The organism is Pyxidicoccus sp. M15 (assembly GCF_056858435.1).
Window position 1 is genome coordinate 1,556,600 of sequence record NZ_CM166495.1, and the last position, 15,675, is coordinate 1,572,274.

Annotated in this window: 12 protein-coding genes; 6 read left to right on the forward strand and 6 right to left on the reverse strand. The window is 71.1% G+C overall.

Translation table 11 applies throughout. The annotated features are described in order from the left end of the window. Entirely contained in the window at nt 1-1,542 is a 1,542-nt protein-coding gene (locus tag ACX9TP_RS06255) for a DHA2 family efflux MFS transporter permease subunit (RefSeq protein ID WP_482978801.1), read from the forward strand. A gap of 79 nt (nt 1,543-1,621) precedes the next feature. Here the strand turns inward: ACX9TP_RS06255 and ACX9TP_RS06260 are convergent, their stop codons facing one another. Continuing rightward, nucleotides 1,622-2,032: a VOC family protein gene (locus ACX9TP_RS06260; RefSeq protein WP_482978802.1), complete on the reverse strand. Its 411-nt coding sequence runs from the start codon at nt 2,030-2,032 to the stop codon at nt 1,622-1,624. Nucleotides 2,033-2,190: 158 nt separating this feature from the next. Further along, a complete protein-coding gene (locus ACX9TP_RS06265) occupies nt 2,191-3,264 on the reverse strand; it encodes a polysaccharide lyase family 20 protein (protein ID WP_482978803.1) in 1,074 nt (357 codons plus the stop codon). Between the two features lie 502 nt (nt 3,265-3,766). Here ACX9TP_RS06265 and ACX9TP_RS06270 point away from each other — a divergent pair. Further along, nucleotides 3,767-6,517: a CHAT domain-containing protein gene (locus ACX9TP_RS06270; protein WP_482978804.1), complete on the forward strand. Its 2,751-nt coding sequence runs from the start codon at nt 3,767-3,769 to the stop codon at nt 6,515-6,517. A gap of 8 nt (nt 6,518-6,525) precedes the next feature. On the opposite strand, the gene ACX9TP_RS06275 is transcribed toward ACX9TP_RS06270, so the two are convergent. After that, a complete protein-coding gene (locus tag ACX9TP_RS06275; RefSeq protein WP_482978805.1) occupies nt 6,526-7,536 on the reverse strand; it encodes a cupin-like domain-containing protein in 1,011 nt (336 codons plus the stop codon). Nucleotides 7,537-7,683: 147 nt separating this feature from the next. Between ACX9TP_RS06275 and ACX9TP_RS06280 the strand changes: the two genes are divergently transcribed. The 4 genes from ACX9TP_RS06280 to ACX9TP_RS06295 all read left to right on the forward strand — a co-directional run bounded on the left by ACX9TP_RS06280 (nt 7,684) and on the right by ACX9TP_RS06295 (nt 11,795). Further along, entirely contained in the window at nt 7,684-7,869 is a 186-nt protein-coding gene (locus ACX9TP_RS06280) for a hypothetical protein (RefSeq protein WP_482978806.1), read from the forward strand. Nucleotides 7,870-8,002: 133 nt separating this feature from the next. Next, nucleotides 8,003-8,563: an RNA polymerase sigma factor gene (locus ACX9TP_RS06285; RefSeq protein ID WP_163990225.1), complete on the forward strand. Its 561-nt coding sequence runs from the start codon at nt 8,003-8,005 to the stop codon at nt 8,561-8,563. Then, nucleotides 8,560-9,960 carry a zf-HC2 domain-containing protein gene (locus ACX9TP_RS06290; RefSeq protein WP_482978807.1) on the forward strand — a complete coding sequence of 467 codons (1,401 nt, stop codon included), beginning with the start codon at nt 8,560-8,562 and terminating at the stop codon, nt 9,958-9,960. Before ACX9TP_RS06285 ends, ACX9TP_RS06290 begins: the two co-directional genes overlap by 4 nt. 188 nt (nt 9,961-10,148) lie before the next feature. Next, nucleotides 10,149-11,795: an acetate--CoA ligase gene (locus tag ACX9TP_RS06295; RefSeq protein WP_482978808.1), complete on the forward strand. Its 1,647-nt coding sequence runs from the start codon at nt 10,149-10,151 to the stop codon at nt 11,793-11,795. A gap of 131 nt (nt 11,796-11,926) precedes the next feature. Here ACX9TP_RS06295 and gndA read toward each other — a convergent pair whose 3' ends face one another. From gndA to zwf, 3 genes are read right to left on the reverse strand one after another with little or no spacing between them, the layout of a single operon-like run. After that, nucleotides 11,927-13,351, reverse strand: a complete 1,425-nt coding sequence (gndA, locus tag ACX9TP_RS06300; protein WP_482978809.1) for an NADP-dependent phosphogluconate dehydrogenase — start codon at nt 13,349-13,351, stop codon at nt 11,927-11,929. Between the two features lie 34 nt (nt 13,352-13,385). After that, nucleotides 13,386-14,057, reverse strand: a complete 672-nt coding sequence (gene pgl / locus ACX9TP_RS06305; RefSeq protein WP_482978810.1) for a 6-phosphogluconolactonase — start codon at nt 14,055-14,057, stop codon at nt 13,386-13,388. After that, nucleotides 14,054-15,595 carry a glucose-6-phosphate dehydrogenase gene (zwf, locus tag ACX9TP_RS06310; protein ID WP_482978811.1) on the reverse strand — a complete coding sequence of 514 codons (1,542 nt, stop codon included), beginning with the start codon at nt 15,593-15,595 and terminating at the stop codon, nt 14,054-14,056. The genes pgl and zwf overlap by 4 nt, the downstream gene beginning before the upstream one ends. Nucleotides 15,596-15,675: the final 80 nt, after the last annotated feature.

Sequence of the window (15,675 nt, forward strand, 5' to 3'; positions counted from 1 at the left end):
ATGCAGAGCGACGCCATCACCGGCTCCAAGGCCGGTATCACCATCGCCGCCATGGCCGCGGCGCTGATGTCCGTGCTGGACATCTCCATCGTCAACGTGGCGCTCAGCGACATCCGCGCCAGCTTCGGCACGCCGCTGGACCAGATTGCGTGGGTGTCCACCGGCTACATGATGGCGAACGTGGTGGTCATCCCGATGACGGGCTGGCTGCAGCGGCGCTTCGGCTACCGGCGCTACTTCACCGCCTCCATCCTGATGTTCACCGCGGCCAGCGTGCTGTGCGGCCTGGCGTGGAACCTGCCGTCGCTCGTGGCCTTCCGCATCCTCCAGGGCATCGGTGGCGGCGCCATCATCCCCACCTCGCAGGCCATCCTCTTCGCCCGCTACCCGCGCCAGGAGCACGGCATGGCGGGCGCGCTCTTCGGCCTCGGCGCGGTGACGGGGCCGCTGCTCGGCCCCACGGTGGGCGGCATGCTCATCGAGGTGGCGAGCTGGCACTGGATCTTCCTCATCAACCTGCCGGTGGGCCTGTTCGCGGCCTGGATGGCGTGGCGCCACATCGAGCAGCCGGCCTTCGCGCCCACCCAGGACCGGGTGGACCGGTATGGCATCGGCCTGCTGGCGGTGGGCATGGCCTCGCTCCAGTTCGTGCTGGAGGAGGGCAACCGCGAGGACTGGTTCGACAGCACCAAAATCACCCTGCTCGCGGTGGTGGCGGGGGTGGCGCTCATCACCTTCATCGTCCACGAATTGGAGACACCCCAGCCGGTGGTGGACCTGCGCGTGTTCGCCAACCGCTCGTACACGGCGGCCACGGGCATCAACTTCATCGTCGGCACGGCGCTGTTCGCCGGCTCGTTCCTCTTCAGCCTCTACTGCGGCACGGTGATGCGCTACTCGGCGCTCGACATCGGCCTCATCTTCCTCAAGGGCAGCGTCATCCAGCTGCTCCTGATGCCGCTCATCGGCCGCTTCGGCGGGAAGGTGGATGGGCGGATGCTGGTGGGGCTGGGCCTCATCGGCATGTGCTTCTCGCTGTGGACCAACGGCCACCTGTCCAGCACCGCGGACGAGGGCGCGCTCATCCTGCCGGTGTTCATCCGCGCCTGCTCGCTGGGCATGGTGTTCGTGCCGCTGTCGGTGATGGCGCTCAGTGACTTGCGGCCGGATCAGCGCGGCAATGCGGCGGGCCTCTACAACCTGACGCGCGAACTGGGCGGCTCCATTGGCACGGCGTGGATGAGTAGCGCGCTCAGCCGGACGACGAAGGTGAACTTCACCGCGCTGACGTCGCACGTGGACCCGTACAGCCAGGTGACGCAGGAGCAGCTCGCCGCGATGAAGGGCGCGGTGGGCGCGCGCGTGGCGGACCCGCTGGGCGCCGCCTACAGCCTGCTCAGCCAGCGCATCAACGGCCAGGCGCTGGTGCGCGCGTTCAACGCCAACTTCACGATGCTCACCGCCATCTTCGCCCTGTCGCTGGTGCTGGTCTTCATGCTCAAGAAGCCGGCCCCCGGCGTGAAGGTGGAAGGCGCGCACTGAGTCGCGCGCCCGCCACGTGGGAGCCCCCGACGGGCCCGTCCTCTTCAAGGGGGCGGGCCCGTTGCTCTTCGCGCGCGAGCTACTGCTGCGGCTGCACGTGCTTGGGGTCCATCCAGAAGACTTCCCAGTGGTGGCCGTCCAAGTCCAGGAAGCTGCGCTGGTACATGAAGCCGTGGTCCTGGGGGTCCTTCGCCTTCGTGGCGCCGGCCTTCAGGGCCTTGTCCGCCAGCGTGTCCACGGCGGCCCGGCTGTCCGCGGAGAGGGCGATGATGGCCCCGGTGACCTTGGTGGGGTCCGCGACCTCCTTGTCGGTGAAGGTCTTGAAGAAGTCCCGCACCAGCAGCATCGCGTAGATGCCCTCGCTGATGACCATGCAGGTGCCGCTCTCGTTGGTGAACTGGGCGTTGAACGTGTAGCCCAGCTGCTTGAAGAACTCGATGGAGCGGCTGAGGGACTGCACGGGAAGGTTCACGAAAATCTGGGTCGCCATGGTTCGGGTCTCCTAGGTGGGTTCCAACCCTGCGACGAACGACGTCGCGGGAGATCGACACGGCTTTTTCGCTTCTTTTTCCCGGCCCCGGAAAAAAGAAGGCGGGTCCATCCTCGAAGGATGGACCCGCCGGATGCGTCAGGGGCTGGCCGCTGCTGTCAGCGCCGCGAGCGGGCGACCGCGTGGGCGTGCTTGCGCCGGCGGCCGAGCATCGCGAAGGCGGCGAGCAGGCCGGCGGCCGCCATGAGGGGGACACCTCCCGTGCCGGTGGCCGAGGCACCGCAGCCCTGGGGCGCCGTGCCGGGCACGCGCGAGCCGTCCGCGGGCGTACCGCTGCCCAGGTCGTCACCGGGCAGCGCGCCCAGGACGGGCTGCTGGGTGCCGGGGGTGGGCGTCTCCTCCACGGGCGCGTCGGGCAGCTCCTCCTCGGGAGTCTCGGGCGTGGGGAGCGGGTCCGGCAGCGTCACCACGGGCGGGGGCGTGGGCTCCGGCGTCGGCTCGGGCGTGGGCTCCGGCGTCGGCGCGGGCGGCATCACGTCCTCCAGCTTGGAGGCCATGGTGAAGCCGTCGTGGTACACGAAGGCCTCCGGGCGGATGGCGTCGTCACGGTACAGGCCGAGCTTGAGGTAGTTGAACTCGCTGCCGTACTGCGTGGCCGCGAACGTCTTGGGCACCGCCAGCTTGCCGTTGTGCCACATCTGCACGTAGCCGACCTTCTTGTTGGAGGACCACTTCACCTCCAGCACGAAGTCGTGCCACTGACCGCGGTCCAGCGGCGCCTGCCACAGCACGGTGCCGCTGGAGCCGCCCACGCGCATGTTCATCTCCTCGCCGCGCACGAAGAACTCGAGCGGGGGAGAGCCGCAGCAGCCCTCCTGGTGCCACTGGGCGAAGACCTGCCAGCCGTCCGCGCTGGGGTAGCTCTTCGGGAACTGGGTGCTCCACTTGTAGAACCACGTGGAGCCCGTCTTCTCCTGGCTGATGTAGAGCAGCTCGTTGCGGTTGCCGCTCGCGCCGATGGGGTCATCCCCCTGGCGGACGATGGCCTTGAGCGCATAGCGGCCCTCACGCACGACGTCCGTCACGACCTGGAGTCGGCTGCTGGTGACGGCCTGGGAGCGCGTCCACTGTGAAATGTTTCCCGTTTCGAAGTCACCCTTCCAGGCCACGTCCGCGGAAGCGAGCATGGGGAGCAGGGACAACAGGGCGACATGGCGAAGGAGATGCGGCAAGCGAGGTCCTTTCGTCTCGGGTTGGCGCAATGGGACATCCGGGCCGCCTTCTCGCTTCCCGCCAACGCCCGTCTGCCAACCCCCAGAAGGGCTCGCGCCCGCGCCCTGCCTCGGAGGGCGACCTGCCCTGCGAGCCCCCCCATCTGCCGCCGCCTCAACATTGCGGATGCAATGATTACGAAGGGATGCGCGCAAGGAGTCATTCAAGGATTCCGGCGCACATCGTCTCTATTGAAGGCCGGTCGGTTTCCGGCCTGGCCACGGAGCCCAGCACGGCCCGTCCGCAGGGGAAGGTGTCTCGCGAGGGCCCCGAAAAAGCCCCCGGGAAATGCCAGAACCGGATGGACTCGTGCCCGTGCATGCGGGGATTTCGTGGGTTGGGGGACGTCGAGACGCCCCGCGGCATGAAGGGATGGCCGGCGGCGCAGTCGGCGGCAAGCGGATGTTGGTGTAGAACCTGACAGGTGGGCGACTGCTTGGGGGTGGCGCCCGAGGGGGCAGTATGTTGAAGCCGGCGTACGACAAGCTCTGGGTCCTGGCGCTGGCGACGCCCGTGCTCGTATTGACTGTCCTGCTCGCGCGAAGCCCCTCCCGGGGGGGCGGTGCGGGCGTGTCACCCCAGTTCTGGGCCGAGCGGCGCGCGGCGGCCCGCATCGAGGCCCGGCTCACCCACCCCGAGGCGGACAAGTACCGGCCGCGCGTCTCGTCCGGCGGCTGCCCCGTGCCCCCGGAGCCCATCCCCCTCAAGGAACTGGCGAAGCTGGAGGAGGTGGGGGACTGGGGTGGCATCGCCTCGGCCTATGCCCTCCAGGGCGAGTGGAACCAGGCGGCCTCCTTCCTGGAGCGCATGCCCGCCTCCCCGAACCGGGACAGCGACCTGGCGGCCGTCCACCTGGCGAAGGGGGCACACGAGCAGGCACTGCGGTTGCTGGACGCGGTGCTCGCCACCCAGCCGAAGCACACGCAGGCGCTGTGGAACCGCGCGCTGGTGCTCCAGGAGATGGGGCTCACCATGAAGGCGTCGGAGACCTACGAGCAGGTGGCCACGCTGAACGAGCAGGGCTGGGGCCGCGAGGCCCATGCCCACGCCCTGGCCCTGCGCGAGGAGACGCTGGAGCGCGCCCGGAAGTGGAAGGGCGCCCGCGACGCCACCCTGGCGCTGATGGAGGACCCCCAGGCCCGGCTGCCGCTCGAGGAGGCCCGCCAGCAGCCGGGCGTGGTGCGGCAGAGCTTCTATGACGTGGTCCGCTCGGCGCAGTCGAAGGAGCGCGCGCTGGCGCTGCTCCCGCTCGCGCAGGAGCTGGACCGGCTGCAGGGCGGCTCCGCGCTGGGGGACTACGTGCGCAAGGTGGCGGCGCGGGACTTCTCCCGCCGCGCGTCGCTGGCGAAGAGCTACGCGGAGCTGGTGCGCACCCAGGGCCCCGTCCCGGAGGCGATGCTGGAGACGCTGCGCGCCTCCGGCGAGGACGACCTCTTCTCGGGGGCCTTCGTGCGCACCCGCGGCGCGCTGAGCTACGTGATGGACGCGGTGGAGCGCGGCAAGCGCCAGCAGGACCCCTGGTTCAACGTCTACCTGGAGCGCGAGCAGGCCCGGAAGGAGACGGCGGACGGCGAGTGGTGGAAGGCCGAGCAGCGGCTCTTCAGCGCGCTGCAGCGCTGCCGCGAGGGGGCCTTCTCCGCGGGCTGCGTGGAGCTGGAGCTGCGCCTGGGCATCCTCTACGCCGAGCTGCGGCGCCTCACCGAGGCCGAGCAGCACGCCCGCACCGCGTGGACGTGGGCGCGCCAGCTGCGCGAGTGGGAGCTGGAGCTGACGTCGCTGGAGATTCTCAACCACATCGCCAGGGACCGCAGCGACTTCTCGAGCGCCCGGGCCTACGTGGAGGAGTGGACCGCGCGGGGCGGGCGCAAGAACACCTGCTACTGGCCGCAGAGCCAGCTGGCGCACATCCACTACCTGGACATGCGGCCGGAGGATGCGCGCCGCGCGATGGACGCCGCCACCGCGTGCCCCGTCGCGCCGCTGGACCTGGTGTTCGGCGCCACCTTCGCGGAGATGGCCCGCGCCCGCCCGGTGCCGGGGGACGCGGAGCAGCTTCGCCGGGTGCTCGCCGTCGCCCGCTCCTCCAACCCGATGCCCGGCGACGCCGTCTACGCGCGCTACATCGAGGGCCGCTTCGCGCTGGACCGTGAGCACGCGCAGGGCAAGGCCCTGCTCGAGCGCGTCATCAGCGACGCGCAGAAGCTGCCGCGCGCGGACGCGCTGGCGCGCGAGTCGTGGACGCTGAGCTACTCGTCGCTCGTCACCGACGCGGGGCGCACGGGGGACTACCCCCGGGTGCTGGAGCTGATGGCCGCGCAGCTGGGCACGTCCGTGCCCGCCCGGTGCGCGCTGGCGGCGGCGGTGCACCACGAGCGCGCGGTGGTGGTGGCCCGCGGTCCCCAGGGCCAGGTGGAGGGGGTCTACGAGGGCAACCGCCAGGAGCCCTTCTCCCGCAGCCCGACGTCGAAGCTCGTCCCGGAGAAGCTGCGGCAGGCGCTGCGGGGCTGCGAGCGGGTGGACGTGCTGGCCTGGGCCCCCGTCTTCGGCCGCACGGACCTGCTGCCGCCGGACATGGCCTGGAGCTTCCGCATGGGGAAGACGGCCCAGCCGCGCGCCGCGTCCAGCGGGCGCCGGCTCGTCGTCTCCAGCGTGGAGGCCCCCTCGCTGCTGCAGTTGCCCCGGCTGCCCGCGTGGACGCCGTCCCCGGAGCCGGAGCCCACGCGGCTGGAGCTGCTGTCCGGCTCCGAGGCGACGCCGTCGCGCGTGCTGTCGAGCATGTCGGACGCCACCGAAATCGAGATTCACGCGCACGGCATCAGCGACCCCGCCCTGTCGGACGCGTCGCTGGTGGTGCTGTCGCCGGAGGGCAACGGGCGCTACGCGCTCACCGCGGACGTCGTCCGGCAGCAGAAGCTGGCGGGCTCGCCCCTGGTCTTCCTCGCCGCGTGCAGCGCGGGGCGGCTGGCCTCCTCCACCACCCACGAGCCCTTCAGCCTGCCGGCCGCCTTCATCGACGCGGGCGCGCGGGCGGTGCTCGCCTCCACCGTGGACATCCCGGACGCCGCGGGCCGCTTCTTCGACGGGGTGCGCCAGCGCATCCGCGACGGCGCCCCGCCCGCCGTGGCCCTGCGCGACGAGCGGCAGAAGTGGCTGGCCCGCGACTCGCGCAACGCCTGGACGCAGTCGGTGCTGCTGGTGGAGACGTCCCCGTAGCCGGGCCTTCAGCGGGGCGTGGGCAGGAAGGTGTTCCCCTTGGGCACCCGGAAGTGGTGGAACGTCACCGAGGCGCTCACGTCCAGCGCGCGCACCCAGTGCCACCAGCCCACGGGGATGAAGACCAGGTCCCCCGGCTCCAGCACCGCCTCCACCACGTCCGCCTCCGCGTAGAGGGGGTGGCGCTCCGGGTCCGGGCGCTCCGCGTCCACCTCGCTGAAGGTGCCGAAGCGCGGGTACATGAGGTGGCGCTGGAAGGAGGGGATGAGCTTCACGTGCTTGCGCCCCATCACCTGCGCCAGCAGCACGTTCATGTTGTCGTGGTGCAGCGGGGTGACGGTGCCCGCCGGGCCCAGTAGCAGCGTCATCATGTCCGGGCCCGAGTCCGCGTCGATGATGCCCCTGGGCGGCCGCACGTCCTCGCGCAGGGCGCCAAAGCCCTCCCGCGCCCAGTTCTCGTTGCGCGGCACCATGTAGTAGTCGTTCGTCTCGCCCCCCGTCTCAATCATCCGCAGGTAGTCGCGGAAGCGCAGGGTGGAGCGGTGCTTCTCGTACTCGGGCGAGTGGTCCGGGTTGGCGTTGCGCCCCGTCATCACCTCCACCTCCACGTCCCCCGCGCGCTCGGCCAGGTACGCCAGGGACCAGCGCCCCAGGGCGGGCCAGTCCTCCATGTGGCCGCGCAGCACCACCGGCCGGTGCCCGAAGTAGTAGCGCGAGAAGAACTCCTCCGGGCTCAGCCCCTCGCGCCGCTCCAGCGCCCGGTGCCCGCCCGCCTGCCGGTGCAGCGCGCTGTAGGTGTCCATGACGGACTCCAGCCAGCCGTACCGGCGTCCCACGCGCAGCGCCGCCTGGAAGTAGGGATGCGCCAGCACCGAGGCCACCTCCTCGCGCGCCACGTCCTCCGCCACGCCCGCGCCCGTCAGGACCTGCACCGCCTCGTCGTGACTCACTCCCAGTGCCAGGTTTTCCACCAGCCAGGACTGCCACTCCGGCGTCAGTCGCGAATTTTCCCTGCTCATTTGGAACTCCCTGGATTCCTGGCGCCAGTCCGACCCGGGGCTACTCACGAAATCGCAACCAGCATGGTAAGGAATGCGACCGTTTGCGTTTTACATACATCAGCAACTTGTCCGTGCTGCCTGTAGCCAGCACGAGGAGCGAGCGCCATGACGCCCGGTGCCAATGAGACGAAGCAGAGCCCTTCCCTTGAGGCAGTCGCCGGGGAGCCCAACGTGAAGAACAGCTACGTGGACTGCGCCACCAACGTGGACGTCCAGCGCCCGCGCCGGCCGCTGCCCCCGCCGGCCACGGCCCCCCTGGCGGATGCCAGCGGCGCGGCCCGGAACGGCTGATCCTCCTGCCCGGTAAGGGTTTTTCCACCCTCCCGGGCATTTTACTGTCTGGTGGCGGCTTTTTTTCTTCTCAAGGATTGGGCCGCCGCGCGTCTTTGGTGGGAAACCACCAGCTGCGCAAGCGTGGGGCATCATGGCAAACCTCTTCAACCGGGAGCGGCGGCGCTTCGAAGCGTTCATCCGCCAGCATCGTCCGGGCCTTCTGGGCCTGGCACGCCGGTTGTGCGCGCGCTCGAGCCTGGAGCCGGAAGACCTGGTCCAGGAGACGTTCGAGCGGGCGATGCCGGAGTTCGAGCACCTGAAGGACAGGACGGACTCGGCGGCGGCGGCCTGGCTGTGCACCACCATGACGAACCGCTTCCTGGACTACTGCCGCCGACAGCGGACGGAGACCCGGGGGCTGCCTCACCTGGCGCTGGTTCAGGACGCGGCGTTGTCGCCGGATGACTCCCAGGAGAACTGGGAGCTGGTGAACACCGACGAGTTCCAGAAGGCCATCGAGCGACTGAAGCCGCACCTGCGGGATGCCTACCGGCTCCACGCGGAGGGCAAGCGCTACACGGCCATCGCCGAGCATTTCAACGTACCCGTGGGCACGGTGGGCAGCTGGCTCACCCTGGCGCGCAGGGACCTGAAGGAACTGCTGCTGCCCCAGGTGGCGGTAGCCCGGGAGCAGGGGGCAACGAGCTCATGAACACGCCATGCACCAAGCTGCACCTCTTCGTGGACGGGGAGCTGTCCGCCGCCGAGGCAGACGCCTTCCGTCAGCACCTGACGCGCTGCGAGGAGTGCGAGGTCGGCCTGAGGGACTTGCTCCAGCTGGAGCTGCTGGCCTCGCGGGCCCTGGCGGGCACCGGGGCCGCGCAGGCCGAGAGCGAGAAGGTGACGCCGCTGCGCCCGTGGCTGCACCGCGCGTACCGGGCGGCGGTGCCGGTGGCGCTGGCGGCGGGGCTGGCGGCGGTGGGGGTGTACCGCCTGCAGGCGGAGCCCCGGATGCCGTCCGAGGTCTTCCTGGCCAGCGCGGACACGCGGACGCTGGCGGCGCGGCTGAGCCACCCGAACGCGGACAACTTCCGGCGCTTCGAGCCCATGCGCGGCCAGAGCACCTCCTCGGAGGCGCTGCCGCTGCGGCCGCTGGCGGAGCTGGAGGAGCGGCAGGACTTCCGCGGCATCGCCGCGGCGTATGCACTGCGCGGGGACTGGCAGCAGGCGGAGGCCTTCCTGGCCCGCGCCCCCGAGTCCGCGGACAAGGACAATGACCGCGCGGTGGTGGCCCTGAGCCGGCAGCGGTACGAGGAGGCGCTGGAGCTCGTCAACAGCGCGCTGCGCCAGGAGCCGAAGCACCCGCAGGCGCTGTGGAACCGCGGGCTGGCGCTGCACGGGCGCGGGCTGCTGACGCAGGCGGAGGAGTCCTTCCGCGAGGTGGCCGCGCTGCCGGAGCAGGACGCGGGGTGGAAGAAGGAGGCGGAGGACCGGGCGAACGAGCTGAAGGACCTGCGGGAGACCGAGGGCTCGCGGTGGCACAAGCAGGTGAAGGAGTCGTGGCAGCAGCTGGCCGCGGGCACGGCGGACGTGAAGCAGCTGGCGCAGCAGCCGGCGGTGGCCCGCGCGGCGCTCTACGAGTCCGTGCGCACGGCCACCACCCCGGCCCAGGTGGCGGCGCTGCTGCCGCTGGCGGCGGAGCTGGACCGCGTGGGCGGCGGCGCCGTGCTGCAGGACTACGTCCGGGACATGGCGGCGCGGGACTTCAGCGCCCGCGCTCCGCTGGCCCGCGAGTACGCGAAGCTGGTGGCCGAGGGGCAGACGTCGCCGGGCCTGCTGGAGGCGCTGCGCCGCTCGAAGGAGTGGGACCTCTACTTCGGCGCGCTGGTGCACACCGGCGAGGCGCAGAAGGACGCCGAGGCGCTCAAGGCGCTGCAGCGGTTCGCCCACGGCTCCAGGGACCCGTGGCTGAACCTGGTGGTGGAGCGCGAGCGCGCCCGCGGCGAGGGCCTGGCGGGCCGCACCGCCGCCGCCGAGCAGCTGCTGCTGGCCACGCTGCGCACCTGCGAGGCGTACGACAAGCTCTTCCACTGCGCCGAAATCAACTGACGCGCGCGGCCTTCCGGTGACGGGGGGCGGGTGGACTTCGGGGGGGCTGGCCTGCACAGGGCCGGCCTCTTCGCTTTTTCAGGGGCCGCGCGCGTGTCGTCCACCGGGCGAAGGCGGCAGGGAAGGGGAGGTCCGGTACGGGGGCGCGTGGCAGGCTCCGGGGTGCGTCCCTTCCCCAGGAGTGACTCATGCCCCCATCCGCCCCGCGCAACATGCGTGACTACGAGGCCACCCGCCGTGACTTCCGGTGGGAGCGGCCCGAGCACTTCAACTTCGCGGCGGACGTGGTGGACCGGCACGCGCGCGAGCGGCCGGACGCGCTCGCGCTGCTGTGGTCCAACGAGGCGGGGCAGGAGCAGCGCTTCACGTGGGAGGACGTGCGGCGGCACTCGCTGCACGCCGCGCGCTTCCTCACCGGCTTGGGGCTGCACAAGGGCGACAGGGCCTTCATCATCATGCCGCGCGTGCCGGAGTGGTGGTTCCTGGTGCTGGGCTGCATCCGCGCCGGCATCGTCTTCATGCCCGGCACGCCCATGCTCACCGTCAAGGACATCCGCTACCGGCTGGTGGCCGCGGACGCCAACGCCGTCATCGCGGACGTGAGCTGCCTGGAGCGCTTCGAGGGACTCGTCGGCACGGGCCGGGTGGAGACCTGGGTGGCGGTGGGCGAGGGCGCGCCGTCGCCGTGGGTGCGCTACACGCCGGGCGCGGCGGGCACGGGCGCGCACGGGGAGGGCTTCGCCCCCACGCGCGCGGACGACCCCATGCTCATCTACTTCACGTCCGGCACCACCGGCATGCCGAAGATGGTGCTGCACACGCACGCCAGCTACGGGCTGGGGCACGTGATTACCGGTCGGTACTGGCTGGACCTCACGCCCGACGACAGGCACCTGACGCTGAGCGACACCGGTTGGGCGAAGTGCGCGTGGGGCAAGCTCTTCGGGCCGTGGAGCCAGGGCGCGTGCAACGTCGTCTACGACTTCCGCGGCCGCTTCGAGCCCGCGAAGCTCCTCCAGGTGCTGGAGGCGCAGAAAGTCACGACGTTCTGCGCGCCGCCCACCGCGTGGCGGGCGCTGGTGCTGCAGGACTTGAAGGGCTTCGACTTGTCCTCGCTGCGGCACACGGTGAGCGCGGGCGAGCCGCTCAACCCCGAGGTCATCGACACGTGGAAGGAGGCCACGGGCCTGCACATCCGCGAGGGCTACGGGCAGACGGAGACGGTGATGGTGGTGGGCATGTTCCCCTCGGTGGAGCCGCGCGTGGGCTCCATGGGCAAGCCGTCGCCGGGCTTCACGGTGGGCGTCATCGACGACGCGGGCCGCGAGGTGGCGGACGGGCAGGAGGGCGACATCGCCGTGCGCGTGGCGCCGGAGCGGCCGGTGGGCCTGTTCCAGGGCTACCTCAACGACGAGGGCGCCAACGCGGCCTGCCGCCGGGGCGACTGGTACGTGACGGGAGACAGGGCGGTGCGGGACGCGGACGGCTACTTCTGGTTCGTGGGCCGCTCGGACGACGTCATCAAGACGTCTGGCTACCGCGTGGGCCCCTTCGAGGTGGAGTCCGCGCTGCTGGAGCACGCCGCGGTGGCGGAGTCGGCCGTCATCGGCGTGCCGGACGACAAGATTGGCCAGCGCATCAAGGCCTACGTGGTGCTGGCGCCGGGGCACACCGCGTCCGACGCGCTCGCGAAGGAGCTCCAGGAGCACGTGAAGCACACGACGGCGCCGTACAAGTACCCGCGCGACATCGAATTCGTCACCGAGCTGCCCAAGACGGTGAGCGGGAAGATTCGCCGCGCGGAGCTGCGGGCCACGCCGCCGAAGCCGGGGTGAGCGTGGGCGCGCGTCCGCTCGCGTCGCCGCGGGCCGCGCTCATGGCCGGCGTGTCCCTGCTCGATGCCATGGGGGCGGTGGCCCGCTCGGAGCAGTAGCGGGGCCTCGCGCTGGAGGCGCCGCCAGCGTCGCTACTTGTTCCACTCCGTGTGGACGAAGCCGGCCTCGGGCCTGTCGCGGCGCTGGTACGTGTGCGCGCCGAAGGCGTCACGCTGCGCCTGGGTGAGGTTCTGCGGCAGCTCCGGGCTGCGGTAGCTGTCCATGTACGCCAGCGACGCGCTGAACACCGGCACGGGGATGCCCGCCTTCGCGGCCACGCCCACCAGCCGGCGCCACGCGGGCCCCATCTTCTCCAGCACCGGCGCGAAGGCGTCCGACACCATGAGGTTGGGCAGGTCCGGCTGCTTCTCGAAGGACTCGCGCAGCGGGGTGAGCAGCTTCGCGCGGATGATGCAGCCGCCCCGCCAGATGCGCGCCATCTCCGCCAGGGAGATGTTCCACTTGTACTCGGTGGACGCCGCCTGGATGAGCCGCATGCCCTGCGCGTACGTCACCACCCGCGCCGCGTAGAGCGCGTCATGCGCCCACTGCGCCAGCTGCGCCTTCTCCTCCGAGGAGAGCGTCTCGGAAGGGCCCTTCAGCTTCGCGCTCGCCGCCACGCGCTCGTCCTTCATGGAGGACAGGTTGCGTGCGTCCAGCGCCGAGGCGATGGAGGGCACCGGGACGCCCAGGTCCAACGCCACCTGCACCGTCCACTTGCCCGTGCCCTTCTGGCCCGCCTTGTCCAGCACCAGGTCCACCAGCGGCCTGCCCGTCTCCGCGTCCTTCTTGCGCAGCACCTGGATGCTGGTCTCCAGCAGGAAGGACTCGGCGATGCCCTGGTTCCACTGGGAGAACAGGTCCGCCACCGCCTCCGCGCCCAGGCCCAGGCCCCGGCGCAGCACGTCGTACGTCTCCGCCAGCAGCTGCATGTCCGCGTACTCGATGCCGTTGTGCACCATCTTCACGAAGTGGCCGGCGCCGTCCGGCCCCACGTGGGTGACGCACAGGCCGGACTCCGCGCGCGCGGCGATGGCCTCCAGCACGGGGCGCACCAGCGCGTACGCCTCCGGCGGGCCGCCCGGCATGATGGACGGGCCGTGGCGCGCGCCCTCCTCACCGCCCGACACGCCGATGCCCAGAAAGTGCAGCCCCTTCGCCTTGCACAATTCCTCGCGGCGGCGCGTGTCGAGGAACCAGGAGTTGCCCGCGTCCATGATGACGTCGCCGGGCGACAGCAGCGGGAAGAGCCGCTCCATCATCTGGTCCACCGCCGCGCCCGCCGTCACCATCAGCAGCACCCGGCGCGGGCGCTCCAGCCGCTGGACGAACTCCTCCAGCGACGCGGTGCCCTTCAGCTCCTCGTGGCCGTACTTCTCGTGCATCTGGTCGATGCGCTCGGGGTGGCGGTCCCACGCCGTCACCCGGAAGCCGTGGTCCGCGATGTTGAGGGCGAGGGCCGCCCCCATGACTCCCATGCCCGCCACGCCAAACTGCGCGCCCGCTGTGTCACCCATGGTTCCTCCAGAAGTCTTGGTTCCGCACGGCCGCTCACCGTCCAGCGGCGGTCGGGTCCAGCATCCACTGCGTGTTCGTCACCCGCGCCGCCGGCAGCGACAGGTCCCCCGCCAGCGCCCGGCGCACCGCGTCCGCCTTGCCCGCGCCCGCCACCAGGTTGAGCACGGCGCGCGCCGAGAGCAGCACCGGCAGCGTCAACGTCATCCGCCACGGCGGCGGCTTGGGGCCGACAATCGCCAGCACCCGCCGCTCGCGCTCCTCCAGCGCCGGGTGACCGGGGAAGAGGCTGGCCGTGTGCCCGTCTGGCCCCATGCCGAGCAGGACGACATCCAGCACCGGGGGCAGCGTGGCCTCGTACTCGCGCGCGGCGGTGTCCCGGTCCGCCCGCTCGCCTTGCATGCGGAACACCTGCGAGGAGGGCAGCCGCAGCGGCTTGAGCAGCGTGTCCTCCACCATGCGGTAGTTGCTGTCCGCGTGGTCCGGCGGCACGAAGCGCTCGTCCACGAAGAAGACGTCCACCCGCTCCCAGGGAAGCTTCGCCTCCGCGAGCGCGCGGTAGGCGGGGACCGGCGTGCCGCCGCCGGACAGGGCGAGGCTCGCGCGCGGGCGCGTGGCGAGCGCGTCCTGGAGCGAGCGCGCCATCCACGCGGCGGCCTCGTGGGCGAGCGACTCGGAGGGAACGATGGTCGGCGGGGCGAAGCTCATAGCTGGGTCCACCTCCGGCCGTTGCGGGCCAGCAGGGCGGCGGCGGCTTCCGGGCCGGACGTGCCGGGCGCGTACGGGTGCAGCTCGCCGCCCTCGCCGGACTCCAGCGCCTGGAGGATGGGCGTCACGTAGCTCCACGCCTGCTCCACGCTGTCCTGCCGCGCGAAGAGGGTGGCATTGCCGCGCATGCAGTCCAGCAGCAGCCGCTCGTACGCCTCCGGCACCGGCTTGGCGAAGCTCTCCGCGTAGTTGAAGTCCATGGTGACGCCCGCGATGCTCACGTCCTCACCGGGCACCTTGGACTCGAAGGACAGGGCGATGCCCTCCTTGGGCTGGATGCGCAGGGTGAGCACGTTGGGCTGCAGGCGCTGGCACGTGGCGCCCTCGCCGGAGAAGAGGCCCACCGGCACCGACTTGAAGTGGATGGACACCTCCGTCAGGCGCTGCTTCAGGTTCTTCCCCGCGCGCAGGTAGAAGGGCACGCCCTGCCAGCGCCACGAGTCCACGTTCATCTTCATGGCCACGTACGTGGGCGTGCGCGAGTCGGGCTTCACGCCCTTCTCCTGGCGGTAGCCCTCGTACTGGCCCGCCACCACCGCCTGCGCCACGTCGCGGCCCTCCAGCGGGCGCAGCGCGCGGAAGACCTTGTTCTTCTCGTCGCGGATGTCCTCCGCGCCGAAGGACACCGGCGGCTCCATGGCGCACAGCGCGAGCACCTGGAGCAGGTGGTTCTGCACCATGTCCCGGATGACGCCCGTCTCGTCGTAGAAGCCGCCGCGGCCCTCCACGCCAATCTTCTCCGCCGCGGTGATTTCCACGTGGTCGATGTGGTTGCGGTTCCACAGTGGCTCGAAGATGGCGTTGGCGAAGCGGAAGACGAGGATGTTCTGCACCGTCTCCTTGCCCAGGTAGTGGTCGATGCGGAACACCTGCTTCTCGTCCAGCACCGCCGACAGCTGGCGGTTCAGCTCGCGCGCGCTCTCCAGGTCGTGGCCGAAGGGCTTCTCGATGACCAGCCGCCGCCAGGACTTCTGGTGGGGCTTCTCCTGCCGCGGCAGCAGGCCGGCCTGGGCGAGGCCGTTGAGTATCTGGGGGAAGGTGGAGGCCGGCGTGGCCATGTAATAGAGCTGGTTGCCGTCGGTGCCGTGGTGCTTGGAGACCTGCTCCAGCTTCTCCTTCAGGCGGACGAAGGAGGCCGGGTCGTCGTAGGCGCCGGAGACGACCTCCAGGCGCGGGGCGAAGCGCTGCCAGGTGGACTCGTCCAGCGGCTGCGTGCGGGCGAACTTCTGGAGCCCCTCCTTCACGTGCTCGCGGAAGGCGTCTCCCTCCAGCTTGGAGCGGCTGTAGGCGACGATGGCGAAGTGGTCCGGGAGGAGGTTGGCGCGGTCCAGCTCGAACAGCGCGGGGAACAGCTTGCGCTCGGCCAGGTCTCCGGTGGCGCCGAAGATGACCACCGTGCACGGGTCCGGACGCCCGGCGCGCACCACCGGGTCTCCTTCACGGGGATGGGTCTCGATGTGCAGCCCCTGCGCGTCCATGCCGCTGCCTCCTCCGGGTTCGACTGGGGCGGGCACCTTCGCCGCCTTCATCGTCGCCGGGCAAGTTGAGAGTGCGCGCA

Bases quoted from the DNA above. Each gene is read 5' to 3' on its own strand.
- ACX9TP_RS06255 (WP_482978801.1), top strand. From the start codon at position 1: ATGCAGAGCGACGCCATCACCGGCTCCAAGGCCGGTATCACCATCGCC.
- ACX9TP_RS06260 (WP_482978802.1), bottom strand. From the start codon at position 2,032: ATGGCGACCCAGATTTTCGTGAACCTTCCCGTGCAGTCCCTCAGCCGC.
- ACX9TP_RS06270 (WP_482978804.1), top strand. From the start codon at position 3,767: ATGTTGAAGCCGGCGTACGACAAGCTCTGGGTCCTGGCGCTGGCGACG.
- ACX9TP_RS06275 (WP_482978805.1), bottom strand. From the start codon at position 7,536: ATGAGCAGGGAAAATTCGCGACTGACGCCGGAGTGGCAGTCCTGGCTG.
- ACX9TP_RS06280 (WP_482978806.1), top strand. From the start codon at position 7,684: ATGACGCCCGGTGCCAATGAGACGAAGCAGAGCCCTTCCCTTGAGGCA.
- ACX9TP_RS06285 (WP_163990225.1), top strand. From the start codon at position 8,003: ATGGCAAACCTCTTCAACCGGGAGCGGCGGCGCTTCGAAGCGTTCATC.
- ACX9TP_RS06290 (WP_482978807.1), top strand. From the start codon at position 8,560: ATGAACACGCCATGCACCAAGCTGCACCTCTTCGTGGACGGGGAGCTG.
- ACX9TP_RS06295 (WP_482978808.1), top strand. From the start codon at position 10,149: ATGCCCCCATCCGCCCCGCGCAACATGCGTGACTACGAGGCCACCCGC.
- gndA (WP_482978809.1), bottom strand. From the start codon at position 13,351: ATGGGTGACACAGCGGGCGCGCAGTTTGGCGTGGCGGGCATGGGAGTC.
- pgl (WP_482978810.1), bottom strand. From the start codon at position 14,057: ATGAGCTTCGCCCCGCCGACCATCGTTCCCTCCGAGTCGCTCGCCCAC.
- zwf (WP_482978811.1), bottom strand. From the start codon at position 15,595: ATGGACGCGCAGGGGCTGCACATCGAGACCCATCCCCGTGAAGGAGAC.